A 22,230-nucleotide genomic window follows, 5' to 3' on the forward strand; every position below is an offset into this window, starting at 1 on the left:
CTTTTAATCCGTTTGTCGTGGGTTCGACCCCCGCACATCCCACCAACAAATTCAATGGCCTAGCGGAAACGCTAGGCCATTTTCGTTTCCAGTGTGGTGTCCTGGTTCACCGGGCGTTCAAGTGTTCAAGCCTCGGTAAAGCATATAGGCGGCCAGCGCATACAACATGCCTGCAAGCAATCTTTTGAGCTGTTTGACTGGAAGCTTGTGTGCTAAAGCTGCCCCCAACGGAGCTGTCATGACGCTGCAACTGGCGATAACCAAGAGCCCGGGCAGCCAGACATAACCAATAGAGTAGGGTGGCAGTTGGGACAAGCTTGAGCCGCTGACGACATAACCAATGGCGTTCGCCAAAGCAATCGGAAAACCGAGTGCAGCCGAAGTTGCCACGGCATTGTGGATGGCCACATTGCACCAAACCATGAAAGGCACACTGATGAATCCACCTCCAGCCCCGACCAAACCTGACAAGAAGCCGATGACCGAACCTGCCCCGAGCAGACCAGCCTGACGCGGCATGGTCCGGTTTGGCGTTGGCTTTTTATCCAAGAACATTTGTGTCGCTGAAAATCCGACAAATGCAGCAAAAAACAGGGCAAGGGCGGAGCCTTTCAGGATGGCAAAGACGCCCATGCTGGCAATTGCCGCACCCAGAACAATGCCAGGTGCCAAGCCCTTGACCAATTCCCACTTGATGGCTCCTCGCTTGTGGTGCGCCCGTACGCTGGAGATGGATGTGAAGATGATGGTTGCCATGGATGTGGCGATGGCCATCTTGATGGCCAATTCGGAGGCAATACCTTGCCCGGAAAGAATTGCTGTGATGAATGGCACCATGATCATGCCGCCACCAATACCAAGAAGTCCAGCAAGAAAACCGGTTGTCAGGCCCAGCAAAGCGAGCCACAGGATCAGGGAAAATTCAAACTGCATGGATGGGATCAGGGAGTGGGAAGCAAGAGGTGTCTGCGCATGTCGCCAAACTCTCATCCTGAACCGGGGTTCAGGTGGGCGAGGTCAGTGACCGCCTTGGGTTCATCTAACGCGAGATGATCACGCTGACAGCACGATGTTCCAAGCCCTGGCTCAATGAGCATTGGTTCAAGGAAATATAAAGCTCAGCGGACACGGCAGACGTGTGGATTGTATGCCTTTGTCTCAGCATATCGATGCTGACCTGATCCTTGAAAATTCAATTCGTCGTTGGCCAAAGAGCCGCGCCGACGGATGCCGTCAGCGTGAAATCTGGACGTAAATTTCGTTGGTTTTGACCATGCCCAGCTCCATTCGAGCCTGCACTTCTACCATCTCCAGCCCTTCTTTAAGGTCACGTACCTCGGCTTCAAGCTGGTTATTGGCTTGAAGCGCTTGCTGATTGCGTTGGTTCTGTTCGTAGAGTTCAGTACGCAAACGTGTGACATTGGGCAGACTGCCACGGCCAAACCATAACTGGCCATGCAGGATAACCAGCATGGCAATCAGTAAAGCCGGGACAAAGCGACTGCCCACGTCTCACCTTAGCGCAGGTTGTAAAAGGCGGCACGTCCAGGGTAGGTGGCAATATCACCCAGGTCTTCCTCGATACGCAGCAACTGGTTGTACTTTGCCATGCGATCCGACCGACTCAGGCTGCCCGTCTTGATCTGTCCAGCATTCATACCAACGGCGATATCGGCAATGGTTGAATCCTCAGTTTCACCGGAGCGATGACTGATCACGGCGGTGTAACCGGCACGTTTGGCCATTTCGATAGCAGCAAAAGTTTCGGTCAATGTACCGATCTGGTTGATCTTGATCAGAATCGAGTTGGCAATCCCTTTGTCAATGCCTTCCTTGAGGATGTTGGTGTTGGTAACAAACAAGTCATCTCCGACGATTTGCACGTTTTTACCCAAACGTTCGGTGAGAATTTTCCAGCCATCCCAATCGCCTTCGGCCATGCCATCTTCAATACTGATGATGGGGTACTTGTCCACCCAGGTTGCCAGCATGTCGGTCCATTCCTGTGAGTTCAGCACCAGACCTTCACCTTCCAGGTGGTACTTGCCATCCTTGTAAAACTCGCTGGCTGCACAGTCCAGACCAATGGCGATGTGCTCACCTGCGACATACCCGGCCTTGTCAATCGCTTGCAAAATGAGCTGAATGGCCGCTTCGTGACTTTCCACGCTGGGCGTAAAGCCTCCTTCATCACCCACGGCAGTACTCATGCCTTTTTCGTCAATGATCTTTTTCAAGGCATGAAAGGTCTCGGCACCATAACGCAAGGCTTCGCGAAAACTCGGAGCACCCACCGGAATGATCATGAATTCCTGCAAGTCCAGACTGTTGTTGGCATGTGCGCCACCGTTGACGACGTTCATCATGGGGACCGGCATCTGCATGCCACCCATGCCACCAAAGTAGCGGTACAGCGGCAGGCCGGATTCTTCGGCGGCGGCACGGGCCACAGCCATGGAAACAGCGAGCATGGCATTGGCGCCCAAACGTGACTTGTTCTCGGTACCGTCGAGGTCAATCAGGGTTTTGTCCAGAAAAGCCTGCTCAGAGGCGTCCAGACCCAAAACCGCTTCAGAGATTTCAGTGTTGATGTGTTCGACAGCTTTCAGGACACCCTTGCCAAGATAACGCATCTTGTCACCGTCACGCAATTCAATGGCTTCACGGCTGCCGGTCGACGCACCAGACGGTACGGCGGCACGTCCCATCGTACCGCTTTCCAGCAGCACATCACATTCCACCGTGGGGTTGCCACGGGAGTCCAGAATTTCACGTCCTACGATATCTACGATTGCACTCATGGGCTTCTTTCAGTTAATAAGCGAAATAATAAAAGTATTGGGCTGTCACTACCTCAGTCTTGGAATACATTTTCCAGGAAACCATGTTTCTTGGTCACCTGATCCAGTTCCAGCAAGGATTCGAGCAGCGCTTTCATGTGCTTCAGCGGCACAGCATTAGGCCCATCACTGAGGGCTTGACTGGGGTTGGGATGGGTTTCCATGAACAAGCCAGCCACACCCACTGCGACAGCAGCACGTGCCAGCACGGGCACCATCTCACGCTGACCACCACTGCTGGTGCCCTGTCCACCGGGCAACTGTACCGAATGGGTGGCATCAAATACCACTGGCGCTCCTGTGTTGCGCATGATGGCCAGCGAGCGCATGTCGCTGACCAGATTGTTGTACCCAAAACTGACCCCGCGTTCGCAGGCCATGAAGTTATCTTCATTTAGACCTTTTTCACGGGCTGCAGCGCGCGCTTTATCGATCACATTCTTCATGTCACCAGGAGCCAGGAACTGTCCCTTTTTGATGTTCACGGGTTTGCCACTTTGCGCGACGGCCCGGATGAAGTCAGTTTGGCGACACAAAAAAGCAGGTGTTTGCAGCACGTCCACCACCGAGGTGACTTGGGCGATCTGGTCTTCGGAGTGAATGTCGGTCAACACCGGCACAACCAATTCACGTTTGACCTTGGCCAGAATGTCCAGGCCCTTGTCCAACCCCGGGCCGCGAAACGTACTTCCGCTGGATCGGTTGGCCTTGTCAAAACTGCTTTTGAAAATAAACGGGATACCAAGACCGGTTGTGATCTCCTTGAGGGTCCCGGCCGTATCCATTTGCAACTGCTCGGACTCAATCACGCAGGGGCCGGCAATCAGAAAAAATGGCTGTTGCAGGCCAATCTCGAAGCCACACAGCTTCATCAGGCGAGCGCTTTCTGCGATGTGCCGCTTTGCTGGTGGGCAAGTGCCGCGTGAATAAACGCATTGAACAAGGGATGTCCATTCCACGGGGTGGACTTGAATTCGGGATGGAATTGCACACCAATAAACCAGGGATGAACGGTTTGAGGCAGTTCAACAATTTCGGTCAGTTGTTCACGCTGAGTCAGTGCCGAAATCACCAATCCGGCTTGACGCAGGGTATCCAAGTAATGCACATTGGCTTCATAACGATGGCGATGGCGTTCTGTCACCACGTCACCATAGATCTGGTGCGCCAGCGTCCCCTTGACCACGTCCGAGCTTTGCGCCCCCAGACGCATGGTGCCACCCAGATCAGACTCCTCGCTACGTGTTTTGATGCTGCCGTCTTCATCCTGCCATTCGGTGATCAAGGCAATCACCGGGTTGGGACACTGTGGAACAAACTCTGTGCTATTGGCATCTTTCAGGCCAGCCACGTGACGGGCAAATTCGATGGTGGCCACCTGCATCCCCAAACAAATGCCAAGGTACGGCACCTTGTGTTCCCGGGCAAAACGGGCGGTGCAAATCTTGCCCTCCACTCCTCGGGCGCCAAAGCCGCCAGGTACCAAAATACCATCGAACTCGGCGAGCTGTGCAACACTGTCCTCGGTGATGGTTTCCGAGTCGACATAATCGATCTTGACCCGGACGTGATTTTTCATGCCGGCATGGCGCAGGGCTTCATTGACCGACTTGTAGCTGTCGCTCAACTCGACATACTTGCCGACCATGGCAATGCGGACTTCACCTCGCGGATGGGCGGTTTCGAAAACAAGGTCATCCCAGCGTTTGAGGTTGGCCGGCGGTGTGTTCAGGCGCAACTTGTCACAGATCAGTCCGTCCAGGCCCTGCTCATGCAACACGCGCGGCACCTTGTAAATGGTGTCCACATCGGGCATGGAGATCACACCCCACTGGGCAACGTTGGTGAAAAGGGAGATTTTTTCGCGCTCGTCATCGGGGATGGGGCGGTCAGCGCGGCACAGCAGTGCATCAGGCTGGATACCGATTTCCCGCAGCTTTTGCACCGTGTGCTGGGTTGGTTTTGTTTTAAGCTCGCCAGCGGCGGCGATCCAGGGCACGTAGGTAAGGTGCACAAAAGCAGCCTGATTCGGCCCCAGGCGCAGACTCAGCTGACGCACCGCCTCCAGAAAGGGCAGGGACTCAATGTCCCCCACGGTACCACCGATCTCGACGATGGCGACATCCACCGCATCCGGTGTATCAAAACCGGCGCCACGCTTGATGAATTCCTGGATTTCGTTGGTGACGTGCGGGATGACCTGCACGGTTTTGCCAAGGTAATCACCACGCCGCTCTTTTTCAAGCACACTTTTATAGATCTGTCCGGTGGTGAAGTTGTTGGCCTTGCGCATGCGCGTTTCGATAAAACGTTCATAGTGGCCGAGGTCGAGGTCGGTTTCTGCGCCGTCATCAGTGACAAACACCTCACCATGCTGGAACGGCGACATGGTACCGGGGTCCACGTTCAGGTAAGGGTCCAGTTTGATTAAAGTGACTTTGAGGCCACGCGATTCCAGAATCGCAGCAAGAGAGGCGGAGGCAATTCCCTTGCCCAGGGAAGACACCACACCGCCGGTGACGAAGACAAATTTGGTCATGTCAAACAGAGCAACATGCTCATGGAGCTGGTAAAAACAGATTATAGGGGCCGGGGTCAGCGGGTGAAGCCGTTCTGTTACATTGCCGCGCATGAAAGAATTAGCTGGCAAACATATTGTTCTGGGTCTGACGGGCGGGATAGCCTGCTACAAGTCGGCTGAGTTGTGCCGCTTGCTGATCAAGGCTGGCGCCGTGGTGCAGGTGGTGATGACTTCGGCGGCAGAGCAGTTCATCACACCGATCACCATGCAGGCATTGAGTCAGCGCCCGGTTGCTCTTTCACAGTGGGATGCGCGTGAAGCCAACAACATGGCGCACATCAACCTGACCCGCCAGGCCGATGCCTGCCTGATCGCCCCTTGCAGTGCGGATTTCATTGCCAAACTGGCGCAGGGCCGTGCTGATGATCTGCTGAGCCTGATGTGTCTGGCGCGGCCCATCGACAAAGTACCTTTGCTGATTGCACCGGCCATGAACCGCGAAATGTGGTCCCATCCGACGACCCGGCGTCATCTGGCGCAAGTGGCGCAGGACGGTGCCGTGGTGCTGGGGGTAGGTTGTGGTGAACAGGCTTGTGGCGAGTCCGGTGACGGCCGCATGTTGGAGCCCCAGGAGTTGCTGGATGAATTGATCGCGCTGTTCCAACCCAAGGTACTGGCTGGCCAAAAGGTGTTGGTGACGGCTGGGCCCACCTACGAGGCGATTGATCCGGTACGTGGCATTACCAATCTGTCCAGTGGCAAGATGGGCTTTGCCATCGCCCGCGCAGCGCGTGAGGCCGGCGCCGACGTGACTCTTGTGGCGGGACCGGTCAGTCTGGCAAGTCCCTATGGTGTTCAACGGGTGAATGTGCGCTCTGCGTCCGACATGCTCCAGGCCGTCATCCAACGGGTGGACGACGCTTCCATTTTTATCGCCACGGCTGCAGTGGCGGACTGGCGTGCGGCTCAGGCATCCGATCAGAAAATCAAAAAAGACGGATCCGGGCAGACGCCGCAGCTCAGTTTTGTCGAGAACCCGGATATCCTGGCGACGGTGGCGCAGTCTCCCCGTGGTCAAAGTCGGGCACTTTTTTGTGTGGGTTTTGCGGCCGAGAGCCATGATCTGCAGGCCAACGCTCAAGCCAAGCGGCTGCGCAAAGGGGTGCCTTTGCTGGTGGGCAACATTGGCCCTGCCACTTTTGGGCAGGACGACAACGCCTTGCTGCTGGTGGATGAATCGGGGGCACATGAACTGGCGCGTGATGACAAACTCACGCTTGCTCGCAAATTAATAGCAAACATCGCAGACAGAATCCAGGCTAGAGGCTAATTATGCTGAATATTGACGTCAAGATCATCGACCCGCGCATGGCGGATCAACTGCCGGCTTACGCCACGCCAGGCAGTGCCGGATTGGATTTGCGTGCTTGCCTGACAGAGCCATTGACACTGCAGCCCAACGCCTGGCAACTGGTGCCAACCGGGATTGCGATGTATCTTAAAGATCCAGCTTACGCGGCGTTGATCCTGCCACGTTCAGGCCTGGGCCACAAACACGGCATTGTGCTGGGCAATCTCGTCGGCCTGATTGACAGTGACTACCAGGGGCAACTGATGGTCAGTGCCTGGAATCGCAGTGATACAGCCTTCACCATTGAACCCATGGAACGGATTGCCCAACTGGTGGTGGTGCCAGTGATGCAGGCGCGCTTCAGTGTGGTCGACGAATTCCCGGCCAGTGCGCGTGGTGAGGGTGGTTACGGGTCCACCGGCAAAGTCTGACACCACTGGTGTTGCAGGTTCAGTGCAAGGTTTCGTTATCGGAGGTCAGACCGTGGATGGGGGCCACCTTGAAAAAGCCGGTACCGGCGGTGCCACTGCCAATTTCCTCCGGGGTGGCCTCGCGAACATGTCTGACCGTGATACGTAAACGCAGTGCAATGCCGGCTAGAGGGTGATTGCCGTCCAGCACCACATGCTCGGGGTAGATATCGGTCACGGTATAGAGCGCATCTTGCGGTGTGTCCGGATGACAGCCTGCGGGCAAGGCGGTGCCGTCAAAGGTCATGCCTTCTTCCAGTTCGGCAGGAAACAACTTGCGGGGTTCCAGAAACACCAACTGCTCGTTGTATTCACCAAAACCCTGTTCTGGCTCGATCTGCAGGTTGACAGTTTCACCCGCGCTGTAACCTTGCAGAGCGTCTTCGATGACCTGAAACAGGTCATCGCCACCAATCAGGAACTCAACGGGTTCGTCGAGTACATCCAATTCTTCGCCCAGTGTGTCGGTGAGCGTCCAGCTTAAAGCAGCCACGCATTGTTGAGTGATTTTCATACGAGAATTGTCGCAGTTTGCGTTGGCCGGATTTCCTGGTCGATGTCAAAACACAGGAGATTTCCATGGACATTACCCAAGCACTACCTCTGTTGGGTGGACTCAGCCCCCAGGCTTTCATGAAGCGGCATTGGCAAAAAAAGCCCCTGCTGGTTCGTCAGGCCGTGCCTGGTTTCAAGCCCCTGCTGAGCCGGGCCCAGCTCTTTGAACTGGCTGCCAACGAGGATGCGCAGACACGCTTGGTGATTCAACAGCCCGGGCAAACGCCGGGCTGGCAGCTCAAACACGGCCCGTTTCAACGACGGATGTTGCCGTCACTCAAGCAATCGGGTTGGACCATTCTGGTGCAGGGGGTCGACCTGCATCATGATGCGGTTCATCAGCTCATGAACCGGTTTCGCTTTGTGCCGGACGCCCGCCTGGATGATCTGATGATCAGCTTTGCCACGGATCGCGGTGGTGTTGGTCCACACTTTGACAGTTATGACGTGTTCTTGCTGCAGGCACATGGCCGTCGGCGCTGGCGTATCGGGCGGCAAAAGAACTTGAGCCTGCAGCCTGACGTGCCGCTCAAAATCCTGACCAACTTTGTCCCCGAGGATGAGTATGTGCTGGAGCCCGGGGACATGCTGTACCTGCCGCCGGGTTATGCGCATGATGGTATTGCTGAAGGGGAGTGCATGACCTATTCGATCGGTTTTCGTATTCCCAACAAGGCTGAACTGGCGCGTGAACTGTTGCAACGCCTGGCGGAAGACGCTGAAGACGAAGTGGGTGTGGCCCTTTACCGCGACCCGTACCAGCCGGCCGTGGACCAACCTGCCGAAATCCCGCCGCAGATGCTGGACTTTGCCCAGCAGGCACTGCAAGATGCGCTGAAAGACCCACGGGCTTTTGCGCGCGGACTGGGTGAGTACATGACCGAACCTAAACCCAATGTGTGGTTTGAAGCCCAGGAGCCGCGTGCTGACCACGACCTGGATTGGGGTGACAAAGGTGTACGCCTTGACCGACGAACCAAAATGATGTTTGACGAGCACCACATTTTTATCAATGGTGAAAGCTTCACGGCAACAGGGCGGGATGCTGCAGCCATGCGGCAACTGGCCAATCAACGTGTTCTTGATGCCAAGGCACTGAAAAAAACCAGTGCGCAGGCCCGCGAGCTGGTTTCTGGATGGATGTTGGCGGGCTGGTTAAGCGCAGATTGATGCAAAAGCACAACGTGCAAACTTAGTCAAGCGTGATTACCATGAAAACATTAACTATAATGGCTGACTAAGCGAACGGTATGAACAACTGTTCGCTTGGTATTTGTGGGTAACCGCAAAAACAATTTCCGGAAATTGTCTTTATTTACTGGGTATTTTCAAATGAACAAATCTCTCGTTTTGATCGCTGTTATCGCTGCTGCTGCTTTGGCTGCTTGCGGCAAGAAAGAAGAAGCACCCGCACCTGCACCGGCTCCCGCTGCTGCTCCCGCACCCGCTCCTGCTGCTTCTGAAGCTGCTTCTGCTCCCGCAGCGGCTACTTCTGCAGCGGCTGACGCTGGCGCTGACGCAGCCAAGAAGGCTGTTGACGCCGCTGCTGACGCTGCCAAGGCTGCTGCTTCCAAGTAATTGGATCGGCATTTGCCGTGAAAGCCACCTTCGGGTGGCTTTTTTTTTACCACCGGAAACAAGGTTGATGTTTTTGACACCGCCTGTGGCTTGATGGGTGCAGTTGGCAGGATTTTGAGTGGGGTTGATTGAAGGGGTGAAATGACCATGAAGCCATCGGTGTTGGTTGCGCGTGCTGTATTTCCTGAAGTGCTGGACAAACTGGCACAACATTTTGAGGTGACATCCAATCAGACCGATGTCTTTTGGACGCAGGAGGTGTTGATTCAGCAGCTCCAGGGGCACCAGGGGGCTTTGACCACCGGCAGCGTCCGCATTGATGCGGTAGTGCTGGCGGCCTGTCCTGATCTCAAGATCTGCGCCAACATGGCAGTGGGCTACAACAATTTTGATGTGGACGCCATGACCCAGGCTGGTGTCCTGGCCACCAACACCCCCGACGTACTGACCGAGACCACCGCTGATTTTGGTTTTGCCTTGCTGCTGGCCACGGCACGGCGCATGGCCGAAGCGGAACACTTTTTGCGCTCGGGGCGCTGGGATCGTTGGCGCTACGACATGTTTGCAGGCTGCGAGGTGCATGGCAGCACGCTGGGCATCCTGGGCATGGGCCGGATCGGGCAGGGTATTGCCAGGCGGGCAGCGCATGGTTTTGGCATGAAGGTGATCTATCACAACCGCTCCCGGCTGGATGCCGCCACTGAAGCGGCTTGTGGTGCAGTTTGGGTCGACCAGTCGGAGTTGCTCCGCACCTGTGATCACCTGATGCTGGTTCTGCCCTACAGTGCGGCAACCCACCACGTCATTGGCGCTAACGAGCTGGCGCAGATGAAACCGACGGCGACCTTGATCAACATTGCCCGCGGCGGCATTGTGGATGAGGTCGCTTTGGCTGCTGCCTTGCGTCAGGGCACAATTGCTGCGGCCGGCCTGGATGTGTTTGAGGGCGAGCCCAAGGTGCACCCGGACCTGCTTGCCTTGCGCAATGTGGTGCTGACACCGCACATTGCCAGCGCCACGATCCGCACCCGTCTGGCCATGGCGCATCTGGCTGCGGATAACCTGATCGGCTATTTGGTAGATGGCAAGCCAGTGACACCCATCAACCCGCAGGTGCTGGCGACCTGAGCGTTGCTCCTCCTGCCGGGATGGCCACGTCTGATGGCTCTTGTTTTGCTATATTATTAATAGCTATAAATATAATAAATATGTGGGTTAGAGCCCTATTTTGTTCATGAAAAAGTTAATTTTTCAACCCCGCATCCGGTGTCGGTCTTTTTGAACAACAATGGACGTCAAGGAGAACATGGAACGTGCTTGATTTTGTCGTGTGGGGAGGGCTGGCGCTGGGCCTGGTGAATGCGGTGCTGTTGATTCTGCTGGTCATGCGCCGGACCAGTTCGGCGGTGCAGGACGCCGAGCAACAGGCGCAAATGGCGCGACACCAGGCGCTGCTGGCACACATCAGTGCCGGCACGGATACCCTGATGCGGGAGTTGCGCCGCGACATCACCGAGTCCTCACGCGATGCGCGGCAGGAGCTGGCCCAAAGCCTGGCCACCTTTCAGCAAGCCATGGTGCAACAGGCGGCAGAGGCCACCCGCACGCAAAACACCCAGATTGACGCGTTTGGCCAGCAGTTGACGCTGCTGCAAAAAACACTGTCGGATACCTTGTCAAGCCAGTTGTCGAATCTGAGTGAGTCCAATGTCCGACGCATGAACGAAATCCGTGAAACGCTGGACAAACAACTGGCCCAGTTGCAAATCAACAATGCTGCCAAGCTTGATGAAATGCGCGCCACGGTGGACGAAAAATTGCAAAACACGTTGCAGACACGGCTGGGCGAAAGCTTCAAGCAGGTGGCTGACCGGTTGGAGCAAGTGCACAAAGGCCTGGGTGAAATGCAAACGCTGGCGCAGGGTGTGGGAGACCTCAAGCACCTGCTGAGCAATGTCAAAACCCGGGGTATTTTTGGAGAAGCGCAGCTGGCCTCACTGCTGGAACAGGTGCTGGTGCCCGACCAGTATGCGGCCCAGGTGGCGACACGCCCAGGCAGCAAGAACCTGGTCGACTTTGCCATCAAGTTGCCCGGCAAGGCCGAGTCGGGCGAGCCGCTGTGGCTGCCCATTGATGCCAAATTCCCCAACGAGGACTATGCACGCCTGCTGGATGCACAGGAGCGTGCCGATGCCACTGCGGCCGAGTTGGCTGGCCGGGCGCTGGAGCAGCGTATTCGCCTTGAGGCCCGTTCCATCTCTGACAAGTATGTCGAGCCGCCATACACCACCGACTTTGCCATCTTGTTCTTGCCCACCGAAGGTCTGTATGCCGAAGTGTTGCGTCGCCCGGGGCTGATGGAAGCCCTGCAGCGCGAGAGCCGGGTCACGTTGGCTGGGCCTACCACGCTGCTGGCGATGCTGAGCTCGCTGCAAATGGGCTTCAGGACACTGGCGCTGGAAAAACGGTCCAGCGACGTCTGGCAGGTCCTTGGGGCGGTCAAGACCGAGTTCGAGAAATTTGGCGGGGTGCTGGCCAAAGTCAAGTCGCAGACGCAGACCGTGCTCAACACCCTTGACAGCGCTGAAACACGCAGCCGCGCCATGGGCCGGGCATTGAAGAAAGTGGAAGCGCTGCCTGAGACACAGGTGTCGACCCTGATCCCCATGGACCGGGACTTTGACAGCGAGTCGGAGGTTGATCGGGCGTGAATGCTGACTCGACCACGACCGATGCACCGCATCGGGTTCTGGTGCGGCTGATCGCCGGTCAGATTTGTCTGCATGCCTGCATGGCCGGGACACGCATGGCCGCCCCGCTGCAGGCTTTGCGTGAAGGATACAGCCCGATCGCCGTGGGCTTTTTGCTGGCACTGTTTTCGCTGACACAAGTGTTTCTGGCCCTGCCAGCAGGGCGTTATGTGGACCAGCATGGGCTTAAACGCCCCGTGGGGTTGTGTGTGCTGACAGCCACGCTGGGGGCTGCGTTGGCGGTGATGTTGCCGGTGTTTCCGGTGCTGTGTCTCAGTGCTTTGCTGACCGGCGGGGCCACCGGTGTGGCAGTCATCGCATTGCAGCGTCATGTGGGCCGTTCGGCGCGCAATGCGGTCGAACTCAAGTCGATGTTCAGCTGGCTGGCCATCGGCCCGGCTGTGTCAAATTTTGTCGGACCACTGGCGGCGGGGCTGCTGATTGATCACAGCGGTTTTCGCGCCGCATTTTTGCTGATGGCTTTGTTGCCGTTGGCGACCTGGTTCTGGGTACGTCATACCACGGAGTTGCCGCCTGTGGTTATGGCAGCAGGTGAGTCGCCCAGGCGGACTTGGGATTTGTTGCGGGAGCCACTCATGCGCCGGTTGATGCTGGTGAACTGGGTGTTGTCTTCCTGCTGGGATGTGCACACTTTTGTGGTGCCGATCCTGGGTCATGAACGTGGCCTGAGTGCTTCGTTGATCGGTTCCATCCTGGGCGCATTTGCCATCGCTGCAGCCTGTGTGCGAGTGCTTCTGCCTTTGTTGGCCGCCCACGTGCATGAGTGGGTGGTGGTGACCACGGCCATGGTGATCACGGCGCTGCTGTTTGTGGTTTACCCTTTCATGCACTCGTGGCTGGCCATGGGTGTCTGCTCGGTGCTGCTGGGTCTGGCACTGGGTTCGGTACAGCCCATGATCATGAGCACCTTGCACCAGATCACGCCCGAGGCCCGTCACGGCGAAGCGCTTGGTCTGCGGCTGATGTCCATCAATGCCTCCAGCGTGGCGATGCCCATGCTGTTCGGTACGGTTGGTGCGGTGGTCGGGGTGTCGGTGGTGTTCTGGACGGTGGGTGCTGCGGTGGCTGCGGGCGCCCGTTCAGCCTGGACATTGCGGCCGCCAGCGGCGGCGCGCGCACCTGCCAGCGATCACAAATTGTAGAAACGCTGAATCACGTCCCAGGCGGCTTCTGGCTCATCCACATAATTCAGCAGATCAAGGTCCTGCGGGGCAATCACACCTTCTTCGATCAACAGGTCGGTGTTGATGAGGCGCTTCCAGTAGTGGCTGTCAAACAGCACGATCGGCACCGGTCGTGATTTTTTGGTTTGCACCAGTGTGATCACTTCAAACAATTCGTCCAGCGTACCAAAACCACCGGGAAACACCACGAGTGCCTTGGCACGCATCATCAGGTGCATCTTGCGCATGGCAAAGTAGTGGAACTTGAAGTTCAGTGACGGGGTGACATAGGGGTTGTGGTGTTGTTCATGCGGCAGTGTGATGTTCAGTCCCACCGTCGGAGCGCCCAACTCATGTGCCCCACGATTGGCCGCTTCCATGATGCCTGGACCGCCACCGGTACAGATATACAGGCGCTCTTCGACTGGTAGTTTTTCGCTGTAACTTGCCACCAACCGGGCAAACCGGCGGGCCTGATCGTAACGGGCTGCGTTGCGTATCTGTCTTTGCGCCCGTGCCACGGCTTCACTGTTCCCGCTGGCCTGGGCCTGGGCCAGTTCTTCCTGGACGGATTCCGGCGCGGGAAAGCGGGCGCTGCCAAACACCACCACCGTGTTGTTGATGCCTTGCTCGATCTGGTCCAGATCGGGTTTGAGCATTTCCAGTTGAATGCGGATGCCACGGGTATCACGGCGCAGCATGAACTCGGGGTCCGCAAAAGCCAGTCGATAGGCGTTGGGGCGTCGCACCGTCGCGTCGGCTGGGTATTTGAGCAACTCAGCCCAGGCGTCGGCCAAGCGGTTTTCAATGATGTGCTGGGGAAGGGGTTGTGTGTTGTCCATGACGCTGATTGTGGGATAAAAAAAGGGCTTCAACTTGTGAAGCCCCCTTGTTGCCATGGCGTTGACGCCAGGCTCAGCATTTAGACACGCTTGCGGTATTCACCAGTACGGGTGTCGATTTCAACCTTGTCGCCCTGCGCCACAAAAATTGGCACGCCGATTTCAAAACCGGTGGCGATTTTGGCGGGCTTGAGCACCTTGCCCGAGGTGTCACCCTTGACGGCTGGCTCGGTCCAGGTGATTTCACGCACCACACTGGTGGGCAGTTCCACAGAAATGGCCTTGCCGTCGTAGAACACCACTTCAACCGGCATGCCGTCTTCTAGGTAGTTCAGGGAGTCGCCCATGTTTTCGGCTTCCACTTCGTACTGGTTGTAGTCAGCGTCCATGCAGACGTACATCGGGTCAGCAAAGTAGGAGTAGGTGCAATCCTTCTTGTCCAGGATCACATTGTCGATTTTGTCATCGGCCTTGAACACAACTTCGGTACCGAAGTTGGCGATCAAGCTCTTGAGCTTCATGCGCACGGTTGCTGCGCCACGGCCGCCACGGGCGTATTCGGTTTTCAGCACGACCATCGGGTCTTTGCCGTGCATGATGACGTTGCCGGCGCGAATTTCTTGAGCGATTTTCATAAACTTTGAGTAAAAGTAGGCCGCGCATCAGGCGGCGAGGGCGGTGTCGGCGTTGACCAAAAATATCAATCCTGGGCCGCAAAGCCCGCTATTTTAGTGGGTTTTTGCGACAAATTGAAGCAGGGAGTCCGCCAGATCCCGTTGTTTCAGCAGGGTTTGACGGGCGTGGGAGAAGGTACTTTGCCAGGCATCCAGTGATGACAGCATCGCCCGAAGCGCATCGGCGGCTGGCGTGGCGTTGTCCAACAGGTCGTTCCAACAGGCATGGGCCTGGCGCAATGACGGGGGGGCCTGCAACCAATCCAGGAACGCCCGGAGTTTGGCGTGATGGGCATGGTCATCCTGCGGGTAGATCTGCCAGATCAGTGGTTTGCCAGCCCAGAGTGCGCGCACCAGAGAATCTTCACCGCGCACAAAGTTCAAGTCGCAGGCCCACAACAGATGGTCAAACTCAGTTTGTGATAACGCTGGAAGGTACGAAATCGAGAGCGCCTTGTGCTGATTCTGCCCCGGCGGCAGGCCCAAATCGTTTTGAAGTATCTGACGCACGGCAGCCGCCGAACGCCCGGCCGTGACCAGTAACCAAGTGGGCATGATGTCGTTGGCCAGGGCCTTGAGCCAAGTGCCAAGATGGGCCGGCTCATAACAGAATAGCGACACCAGCCTGGGCCGCAGCCCCTCGTCCGGCAGGACTGCCACGGGTTTTCCGGGCCAGGTCAGGTGTTGCTGTGCCAGCCAGGCGTTGCGGTCAAAACTGGCCTGTCTGGTCAGCAGATCCGCCTCGCGCAGCAGGCCACCGGTGTCTGAGGTGAAACCAGGGTAAAAAAAGTGCTTGGTCAAACCGATGCCCGGGCCGCTCATCACCGGCGAGGGCAGGCCATGGCAACGGGCGGCGTAGCCCTCCGCGGTCAGATATTCCAGGTTAATCCAGGCATATTTTTGGCCTCTAGCCCGCGTATATTGGGCATATATAGCTATATATTCAGGAGCAATTTCACAGCCAAATGCTTCAACCAATACGTCGCCGGGGGTGATGCCTTCAAGGGCTAGAGGTGTTTGCCATGCCATCACTTGCACACTTGGAGCGCCATCTGGAGCCATCCAGGCCAAGGCGCTGGCGTCGTCCACCCAAAGCCGCACGGTCTGTCCACGCTGTGCCAGGTTGACTGCCAGTCGCCAGCACACGCCTGCATCGCCGTAGTTGTCGATGACGCGGCAAAAAATGTCCCAGCGCATTGGGGGGTAAGGTGGCAAATTCATACCCGGGATTGTCCACAATAGCACCCTATGTCTGATTTGCCTGAAATACCGCCCGCCTTCGCTCCCGCCCACCCCGAGCAACTGCTCAGCGACGTTGCCAGCCTGCCGTCGCTGCCCGGGGTGTACCGCTACTTTGATGCGCAGGGCACTGTGTTGTACGTTGGCAAGGCTATCAACCTGAAGAGGCGGGTGTCGAGTTATTTCCAGAAAAACCATGGCGGGACCCGTATCGGGCACATGGTCAGCAAGATCGCCCGGCTCGAGACCACCGTGGTGCGCTCCGAAGCCGAGGCTTTGCTGCTGGAAAACAACCTGATCAAAACCCTCAATCCGAAGTACAACATTCTGTTTCGGGACGATAAAAGTTACCCCTACCTGAAAATCAGCGCCGCTTGCAAGCCTGCGGTCGAGACGACGCAGACGGCCACCCGGCCCAGCGGCGAGCAGTTTCCCAGGGTGTCGTATTACCGTGGTGCGGTGGAGAAAAAGCACCATTACTTTGGTCCGTACCCCAGCGCCTGGGCGGTCAAGGAAGCGATTCTGCTGATGCAAAAGGTGTTTCGGCTGCGTACCTGTGAAGAGCCGGTGTTCAACAATCGCACTCGCCCTTGCTTGCTGTACCAGATCAAACGTTGCTCCGGCCCCTGTGTCGGGCATATTTCAGCCGCCGATTACGCGCAGGATGTGGCCAATGCCGAACGCTTTCTGCACGGCGAAGCCCGTGAGGTGATGGCCGCCCTGGAGGCCCGCATGATGGCGCATGCCGACAAACTGGAGTTTGAACAGGCCGCCGAGCTGCGTAATCAGGTGGCATCGCTCTCCAATGTGTTGCACCAGCAGTCAGTGGATAACGTGTCGGATCGTGACGTGGACATCCTGGCAGTGAAAGTGCAGGGCGGGCGCGCCTGTGTCAATCTGGCCATGGTGCGTGGCGGGCGGCATCTGGGCGACCGGCCGTATTTCCCGGTGCAGGTGCAGGATGGTACGGATCTGGATGTTGATGACGACGGTGGGGCAGGGGGTGCTTCGGTGCGTTCACTGGAGTCGCAGGTACTTGATGCTTTTATTGCGCAGCACTATCTCAATGTTCCGGTACCGCCGTCGCTGGTCGTGAGCGCGCCGGTGGATAAGAAGTTGTTGCAGGCGCTGACGCTGCAAACCGGCATCAAGGTCAGCGCGGTACACCAGCCGCGTGAACAGCGCAGGGTCTGGCTGGAGATGGCGCAGACCAATGCCGGCCTGCAGTTGGCCCGGTTGCTGGCCGAGGAAGGTTCGCAGCAGGCCCGCACCCGGGCGCTGTCAGAGGCGCTGGATCTGATGCTGGACTCACTCGATGAGTTGCGCATCGAGTGTTTTGACATTTCGCACACGGCAGGCGAGGCCACCCAGGCTTCCTGCGTGGTGTTCCATCACCACAAGATGCAAAACGCCGAATACCGGCGCTACAAGATCACTGACATCACACCGGGTGATGACTACGCCGCCATGCGCCAGGTGCTGCTGCGCCGTTACGGCAAACTGGCCGAAACCCTGCAGGAAGCCAATCGATCCGGTGAAACACCTGCCGGCACGGGTCGTATGCCCGATCTGGTGCTGGTGGATGGCGGCAAAGGGCAGGTGGCCATGGCGCGTGAAGTGTTTGAACAACTGGGGTTGGACCTGGCGCTGATTGTGGGTGTGGAAAAAGGTGAGGGTCGCCGCATTGGTCTGGAAGAACTGGTGTTTGCCGATGGTCGCGACAAGGTGTACCTCGGCAAGGATTCGGCTGCCCTGATGCTGGTGGCCCAGATTCGTGACGAGGCGCACCGCTTTGCCATCACCGGTATGCGTGCGGCCCGTGCCAAAGTGCGCATGGACGGTGGCAAGCTCGAAGAAATTGCGGGCATTGGCCCGAAACGCCGCGCCCGTTTGTTGCAACGTTTTGGTGGTGTGCGCGGCGTAGCCCTGGCGTCGGTGGATGACATCGCCTCGGTAGAAGGTATTTCTCACGAATTGGCGGAAGAAATTTACCGGGCGCTGCATTGAGCCGACGATCAGAATGGGCCGGCTGCATGCCACAATTGAGGCATGTTCTGGACCATTCCCACTCTCATGACCTGGGCACGTATTGCAGCGATTCCGCTGATCGTGGGGGTGTTTTATTTGCCGCTGGAGCCAGCCACCCGCAATCTGGTGGCCACGGTGATGTTTGTGGTGTTTGCGGCTACTGACTGGCTGGATGGTTATCTGGCGCGAAAGCTCAATCAGGTTTCGGCTTTTGGTGCGTTTCTTGATCCGGTGGCTGACAAATTCCTGGTTTGTGCCTGCGTGTTGGTATTGGTGCATCTGGGCCGGGCGGATGTTTTTGTCGGCTTGATCATCATTGGACGGGAGATTGCGATTTCGGCGCTCAGGGAGTGGATGGCCCAGATTGGCGCGGCCAAGAGCGTGGCGGTGCACATGATTGGCAAGCTGAAAACCACGGCCCAGATGGTCGCTATTCCTTTTTTATTGTTTGATGGCATGTTGTTCGGAGTCGTGAACACCCACCTGTGGGGTGTCTGGCTGATCTGGATCGCTGCCGTGTTGACCGTGTGGTCCATGGTGTACTACCTGCAGAAAGCCCTGCCGGAAATCCGTGCCAAAGTGAAATGAGGTCCCATGTGTGCTAAAAAAATTGCAGTGATTGCTGGCGACGGCATTGGCAAAGAGGTGATGCCCGAAGGCTTGCGAGTGCTGGAGGCCGTTGCTGACAAATTCGATATTGACCTTCAGTTTGATCATTTTGATTTTTCAAGCTGGGACTATTGCGAAAAGCACGGTCAGATGTTGCCGGACAACTGGAAAGATCTGATAGGTGGACACGATGCCATTTATTTTGGTGCGGTAGGCTGGCCGGAAAAAATTCCGGACCATGTGTCGCTGTGGGGGTCGCTGCTGCTGTTTCGCCGTGAGTTTGACCAGTACATCAACTTGCGTCCGGCGCGCCTGATGCCTGGCATCACAGCACCGGTTGTACGCCGTGACGGTAGTCCGCGTTTGCCTGGCGAAATTGACATGGTGATCGTGCGGGAAAACACTGAAGGCGAGTATTCCAGCATTGGTGGGCGCATGTATGCGGGTACCGAGCGGGAAATCGTGATGCAGGAATCGGTGATGTCGCGTGTCGGTGTCGACCGGGTGCTGAAATTTGCCTTTGATCTGGCGCAGTCACGTCCCAAAAAGCACCTTACCAGTGCCACCAAATCCAATGGCATTGCCATCACCATGCCATATTGGGACGAGCGTGTTGCTGAGATGGCCAAACACTACCCTGAGGTCAAGGTGGATAAATTTCACATCGACATCCTGACGGCGCATTTTGTGCAGCGCCCGGATTTTTTTGATGTGGTGGTGGGCAGCAATTTGTTTGGCGACATTCTGAGTGATCTGGGGCCGGCTTGCACCGGGACGATTGCGATTGCGCCTAGTGCGAACCTGAACCCAGGGCGCCAGTTTCCGTCCCTGTTTGAGCCAGTCCATGGTTCCGCACCTGACATCGCAGGCAAGGCCCTTGCCAACCCCATCGGGCAAATCTGGAGCGGCGCCATGATGCTTGATTTTTTGGGCTATCGAGCAGCGCATGACGCTGTGCTGAGAGCCATTGAGCAAGCGCTGGAGCCACGCAGCGACGCACCCCGTACACCTGATTTGGGTGGCAACGCGAAGACCAGTGATCTGGGGCGTGCCATTGCTGGGTTTGTGCGTTCGGTCTGAGTTGGATATAACGATCAATGAAATTGGTATGCCGAGGCAGAAAGTTTGCCGGCAGATTCAGAGCCTCCTGCAAATACGCTTAGAATCCCGGCTCACTGTTTGAATCTGCGCTGATCTAGAGCCTGATGGCATGCAACTGGCCTCAGCCTTCTCGGATTTAGACAAATTCTTTTGGCAATATTTATAGTGCGCTAGTTCTTCCCAGTAGAGGTTTGTTGTGAATAAAACAGAACTGATTGATTACATTGCTGCAGACGCTGATATGCCCAAGGCTCAGGCGGCACGGGCATTGGAGTCGACGATTTCAGCGGTCAAGGCAACCCTTAAAAAAGGGGGCTCGGTGTCATTAGTGGGTTTTGGTACTTTTGCCGTTGGCAAGCGTGCAGCACGTGTAGGTCGCAATCCGCGTACTGGTGCGTCGATTAAAATCAAAGCCGCGAAAGTTCCCAAGTTCCGTCCTGGCAAAGCATTGAAAGATGCTTTAAATTGATTTCTGGTTATCGGTGGGGTGATTAGCTCAGTTGGTAGAGCGGCGCCCTTACAAGGCGTAGGTCGGCGGTTCGAGCCCGTCATCACCCACCACCCACATAAAGGCGAACACCCGGTTCGCCTTTTTTATTGCCCTTCAGGAGAGTCTGAGCATGTTCGATATATTTCGGAAACACACCAAAATCATGATGATTTTGCTGTTTTTGTTGGTCATTCCGTCATTTGTGCTGTTTGGCATTGATGGTTACAACCGGATGAATCAGTCGGATGCGGTGGTTGCCCGTGTAGGCTCTCTGGATATCACCCAAAGCCAATGGGATCTGGCTCACAAAAATGAAGTGGATCGTTTGCGGGCCAGCAGACCCAATCTGGATGTCAAGTTGTTTGATTCACCGGCAGCACGTTATGCGACCCTGGAACGTCTGGTCCGTGAGCGCGTGATGAGTGTTGCTGCTGAGAAGTCGAATTTGCTGACCAGTGACATGCGTTTGGCCAGGTTTCTGCAAGAAGACCCAACGATTGCATCCTTGCGTAAGGCCGATGGCAAGCTGGATATGGACCGTTATCGTCAGTTAGCGGCTAGCCAGGGGTTGACACCGGAGGGCTTCGAGAACAGTGTGCGCCAGGATATTTCCAGACAACAGGTCGAAGCCGGGGTTCGTCAGTCCGGGTTTGTTGCGCCAGCCCCTGCCGATGTGGCTTTGAATGCCTTTTTTGAAAAGCGTGAAGTGCAGGTCGCTAGCTTTGCGGCGAAGGATTACACAGCAGCAGTCAAGCCAACGGATGCTGAGCTGGAAGCTTTCTATAAAGCCAACCAGTCTCTGTTCATGGCACCCGAGCAAGCAACCGTTGAATACGTCGTGCTGGACATGGATTCGATCAAAAAGGGCATCAAGATCGCCGAGGCGGACTTGAAGTCGTATTACGAGCAAAATGTGGCGCGACTCAGTGGCAATGAAGAGCGCCGGGCGAGTCATATTCTTCTCAATTCACCCAAGGATGCTCCTGCTGCCGACCGGCAAAAGGTCAAGGCCCAAGCGGAAGAGTTGCTCAAGGTGGTGCGTGCCAAGCCAGACAGTTTTGCTGATGTGGCTAAAAAGAGTTCGCAGGATGCGGGTTCTGCCAGTAAGGGAGGCGATCTGGATTTCTTTGGTCGTGGCGCCATGGTCAAACCGTTTGAGGACGCAGTGTTTGCCTTGAAGAAAGGTGATATCAGCGACGTAGTGGAATCCGACTTTGGTTATCACATCATCAAGCTGACTGACATCAAAACGCCCAAGCAACGCAGTTTCGAAGAACTTCGTCCCAACATTGAGAGTGATCTGAAGACCCAGCAGGCTCAACGCAAATATGCTGAGGTTGCGGAGTTGTTCACCAACACCATTTATGAGCAGTCGGACAGTTTGAAGCCGGTGGCAGACAAACTCGGTCTGGACATCAAAACAGCAGACAAGCTGCAACGTCATCCTGCTCCTGGCGCTACTGGCGTCCTGGCCAATGAGAAATTCCTGGCGACCCTGTTTTCTCCGGAAAGCATAGAAAAAAAGCGCAATACGGAATCCGTGGAAACTGCAGTGAATCAGTTGGCGGGAGGGCGCATCGTTGCTTATAGTCCGGCGAGAACCTTGCCATTGGCGGAGGTAAGCCAACAGGTGCGTGATCGTGTCATCACGGCGCGTGCTGCAGAGTTGGCACGCCAGGACGGCAATGAAAAGCTGGCGCTGTGGAAAAAGGATCCCACCAAGGCGACATTGCCTGCTGCCGTGCTTGTCGGGCGTGATCAAGTTCAAAATATTCCCCAACAGGCTGTTTCTGCTGCACTGAAAGCGGACGTTACATCCTTGCCGACTTGGCTGGGCATTGATTTGGGGGCAGCTGGCTATGCTGTGATACGGGTCAACAAGGTCGTGCCGAGGCTTGAGTCGACTCAGCCTTCAGTTCAGCAGGATCGTGAGCAGTATGCGCAGTGGTGGACAGCGGCCGAAACGCAAGCCTATTACACGACGTTGAAGGAACGTCT

At 56.4% G+C, this 22,230-nt stretch carries 21 protein-coding genes and 1 tRNA gene; 13 read left to right on the forward strand and 9 right to left on the reverse strand.

Features of this window, described 5'->3' with window-relative positions; all coding sequences use genetic code 11:
• Positions 1-117: 117 nt before the first annotated feature.
• The 5 genes from PHW99_RS12920 to PHW99_RS12940 all read right to left on the reverse strand — a co-directional run bounded on the left by PHW99_RS12920 (position 118) and on the right by PHW99_RS12940 (position 5,379).
• Entirely contained in the window at positions 118-933 is an 816-nt protein-coding gene (locus PHW99_RS12920; protein ID WP_300178102.1) for a sulfite exporter TauE/SafE family protein, read from the reverse strand.
• Between the two features lie 300 nt (positions 934-1,233).
• Positions 1,234-1,509 carry a septum formation initiator family protein gene (locus tag PHW99_RS12925; protein WP_300178105.1) on the reverse strand — a complete coding sequence of 92 codons (276 nt, stop codon included), beginning with the start codon at positions 1,507-1,509 and terminating at the stop codon, positions 1,234-1,236.
• 8 nt (positions 1,510-1,517) lie between these two features.
• On the reverse strand, positions 1,518-2,801 hold the full coding sequence (eno, locus tag PHW99_RS12930) for a phosphopyruvate hydratase (protein WP_300178108.1): 1,284 nt from the start codon (positions 2,799-2,801) through the stop codon (positions 1,518-1,520).
• A gap of 53 nt (positions 2,802-2,854) precedes the next feature.
• Entirely contained in the window at positions 2,855-3,712 is an 858-nt protein-coding gene (gene kdsA, locus PHW99_RS12935) for a 3-deoxy-8-phosphooctulonate synthase (RefSeq protein ID WP_300178111.1), read from the reverse strand.
• The gene (locus PHW99_RS12940) at positions 3,712-5,379 is read right to left on the reverse strand and encodes a CTP synthase (RefSeq protein ID WP_300178114.1); all 1,668 of its coding nucleotides are present in this window, start codon (positions 5,377-5,379) and stop codon (positions 3,712-3,714) included. Before PHW99_RS12940 ends, kdsA begins: the two co-directional genes overlap by 1 nt.
• 91 nt (positions 5,380-5,470) lie before the next feature.
• Between PHW99_RS12940 and coaBC the strand changes: the two genes are divergently transcribed.
• Both coaBC and dut read left to right on the forward strand, forming a co-directional pair.
• Entirely contained in the window at positions 5,471-6,691 is a 1,221-nt protein-coding gene (coaBC, locus tag PHW99_RS12945; protein ID WP_300178117.1) for a bifunctional phosphopantothenoylcysteine decarboxylase/phosphopantothenate--cysteine ligase CoaBC, read from the forward strand.
• Positions 6,692-6,696: 5 nt separating this feature from the next.
• The gene (gene dut / locus PHW99_RS12950) at positions 6,697-7,143 is read left to right on the forward strand and encodes a dUTP diphosphatase (protein ID WP_300178161.1); all 447 of its coding nucleotides are present in this window, start codon (positions 6,697-6,699) and stop codon (positions 7,141-7,143) included.
• Between the two features lie 19 nt (positions 7,144-7,162).
• Here the strand turns inward: dut and PHW99_RS12955 are convergent, their stop codons facing one another.
• The gene (locus tag PHW99_RS12955) at positions 7,163-7,696 is read right to left on the reverse strand and encodes an FKBP-type peptidyl-prolyl cis-trans isomerase (RefSeq protein ID WP_300178120.1); all 534 of its coding nucleotides are present in this window, start codon (positions 7,694-7,696) and stop codon (positions 7,163-7,165) included.
• Positions 7,697-7,761: 65 nt separating this feature from the next.
• Between PHW99_RS12955 and PHW99_RS12960 the strand changes: the two genes are divergently transcribed.
• The 5 genes from PHW99_RS12960 to PHW99_RS12980 all read left to right on the forward strand — a co-directional run bounded on the left by PHW99_RS12960 (position 7,762) and on the right by PHW99_RS12980 (position 13,228).
• Positions 7,762-8,907, forward strand: a complete 1,146-nt coding sequence (locus PHW99_RS12960) for a cupin domain-containing protein (protein WP_300178123.1) — start codon at positions 7,762-7,764, stop codon at positions 8,905-8,907.
• 162 nt (positions 8,908-9,069) lie between these two features.
• The gene (locus tag PHW99_RS12965) at positions 9,070-9,315 is read left to right on the forward strand and encodes a hypothetical protein (protein ID WP_300178126.1); all 246 of its coding nucleotides are present in this window, start codon (positions 9,070-9,072) and stop codon (positions 9,313-9,315) included.
• Positions 9,316-9,462: 147 nt separating this feature from the next.
• Entirely contained in the window at positions 9,463-10,443 is a 981-nt protein-coding gene (locus tag PHW99_RS12970) for a D-glycerate dehydrogenase (RefSeq protein ID WP_300178129.1), read from the forward strand.
• Positions 10,444-10,628: 185 nt separating this feature from the next.
• Positions 10,629-12,026 carry a DNA recombination protein RmuC gene (gene rmuC / locus PHW99_RS12975; RefSeq protein WP_300178131.1) on the forward strand — a complete coding sequence of 466 codons (1,398 nt, stop codon included), beginning with the start codon at positions 10,629-10,631 and terminating at the stop codon, positions 12,024-12,026.
• Positions 12,023-13,228 carry an MFS transporter gene (locus PHW99_RS12980; RefSeq protein ID WP_300178134.1) on the forward strand — a complete coding sequence of 402 codons (1,206 nt, stop codon included), beginning with the start codon at positions 12,023-12,025 and terminating at the stop codon, positions 13,226-13,228. The genes rmuC and PHW99_RS12980 overlap by 4 nt, the downstream gene beginning before the upstream one ends.
• Here the strand turns inward: PHW99_RS12980 and PHW99_RS12985 are convergent.
• The 3 genes from PHW99_RS12985 to earP form a co-directional block, all read right to left on the reverse strand.
• Positions 13,216-14,091 carry a TIGR00730 family Rossman fold protein gene (locus PHW99_RS12985; RefSeq protein ID WP_300178137.1) on the reverse strand — a complete coding sequence of 292 codons (876 nt, stop codon included), beginning with the start codon at positions 14,089-14,091 and terminating at the stop codon, positions 13,216-13,218. The two genes, PHW99_RS12980 and PHW99_RS12985, sit on opposite strands and share 13 nt — an antisense overlap.
• 80 nt (positions 14,092-14,171) lie before the next feature.
• Positions 14,172-14,726 carry an elongation factor P gene (gene efp, locus PHW99_RS12990; protein ID WP_300178140.1) on the reverse strand — a complete coding sequence of 185 codons (555 nt, stop codon included), beginning with the start codon at positions 14,724-14,726 and terminating at the stop codon, positions 14,172-14,174.
• 93 nt (positions 14,727-14,819) lie between these two features.
• A complete protein-coding gene (earP, locus tag PHW99_RS12995) occupies positions 14,820-15,986 on the reverse strand; it encodes an elongation factor P maturation arginine rhamnosyltransferase EarP (RefSeq protein ID WP_300178143.1) in 1,167 nt (388 codons plus the stop codon).
• A 27-nt stretch (positions 15,987-16,013) separates the two neighbouring features.
• On the opposite strand from earP, the gene uvrC reads away from it, so the two are divergent.
• The 6 genes from uvrC to PHW99_RS13025 all read left to right on the forward strand — a co-directional run.
• Positions 16,014-18,011, forward strand: a complete 1,998-nt coding sequence (gene uvrC / locus PHW99_RS13000; RefSeq protein WP_300178146.1) for an excinuclease ABC subunit UvrC — start codon at positions 16,014-16,016, stop codon at positions 18,009-18,011.
• A 42-nt stretch (positions 18,012-18,053) separates the two neighbouring features.
• Entirely contained in the window at positions 18,054-18,620 is a 567-nt protein-coding gene (gene pgsA, locus PHW99_RS13005; protein ID WP_300178149.1) for a CDP-diacylglycerol--glycerol-3-phosphate 3-phosphatidyltransferase, read from the forward strand.
• 6 nt (positions 18,621-18,626) lie between these two features.
• Positions 18,627-19,721 carry a tartrate dehydrogenase gene (locus PHW99_RS13010; protein WP_300178152.1) on the forward strand — a complete coding sequence of 365 codons (1,095 nt, stop codon included), beginning with the start codon at positions 18,627-18,629 and terminating at the stop codon, positions 19,719-19,721.
• Between the two features lie 217 nt (positions 19,722-19,938).
• Positions 19,939-20,211, forward strand: coding sequence for an HU family DNA-binding protein (locus PHW99_RS13015; protein ID WP_300178155.1), 273 nt, complete (start codon positions 19,939-19,941; stop codon positions 20,209-20,211).
• Between the two features lie 16 nt (positions 20,212-20,227).
• Positions 20,228-20,303: transfer RNA gene (locus PHW99_RS13020), tRNA-Val, on the forward strand.
• Between the two features lie 59 nt (positions 20,304-20,362).
• Positions 20,363-22,230: SurA N-terminal domain-containing protein (locus PHW99_RS13025; protein WP_300178158.1), on the forward strand; the 1,868-nt coding region annotated here is incomplete at its 3' end.

The sequence above is a fragment of the Rhodoferax sp. genome, from assembly GCF_028689305.1.
In the GTDB taxonomy this organism is placed as follows: domain Bacteria; phylum Pseudomonadota; class Gammaproteobacteria; order Burkholderiales; family Burkholderiaceae_C; genus Rhodoferax.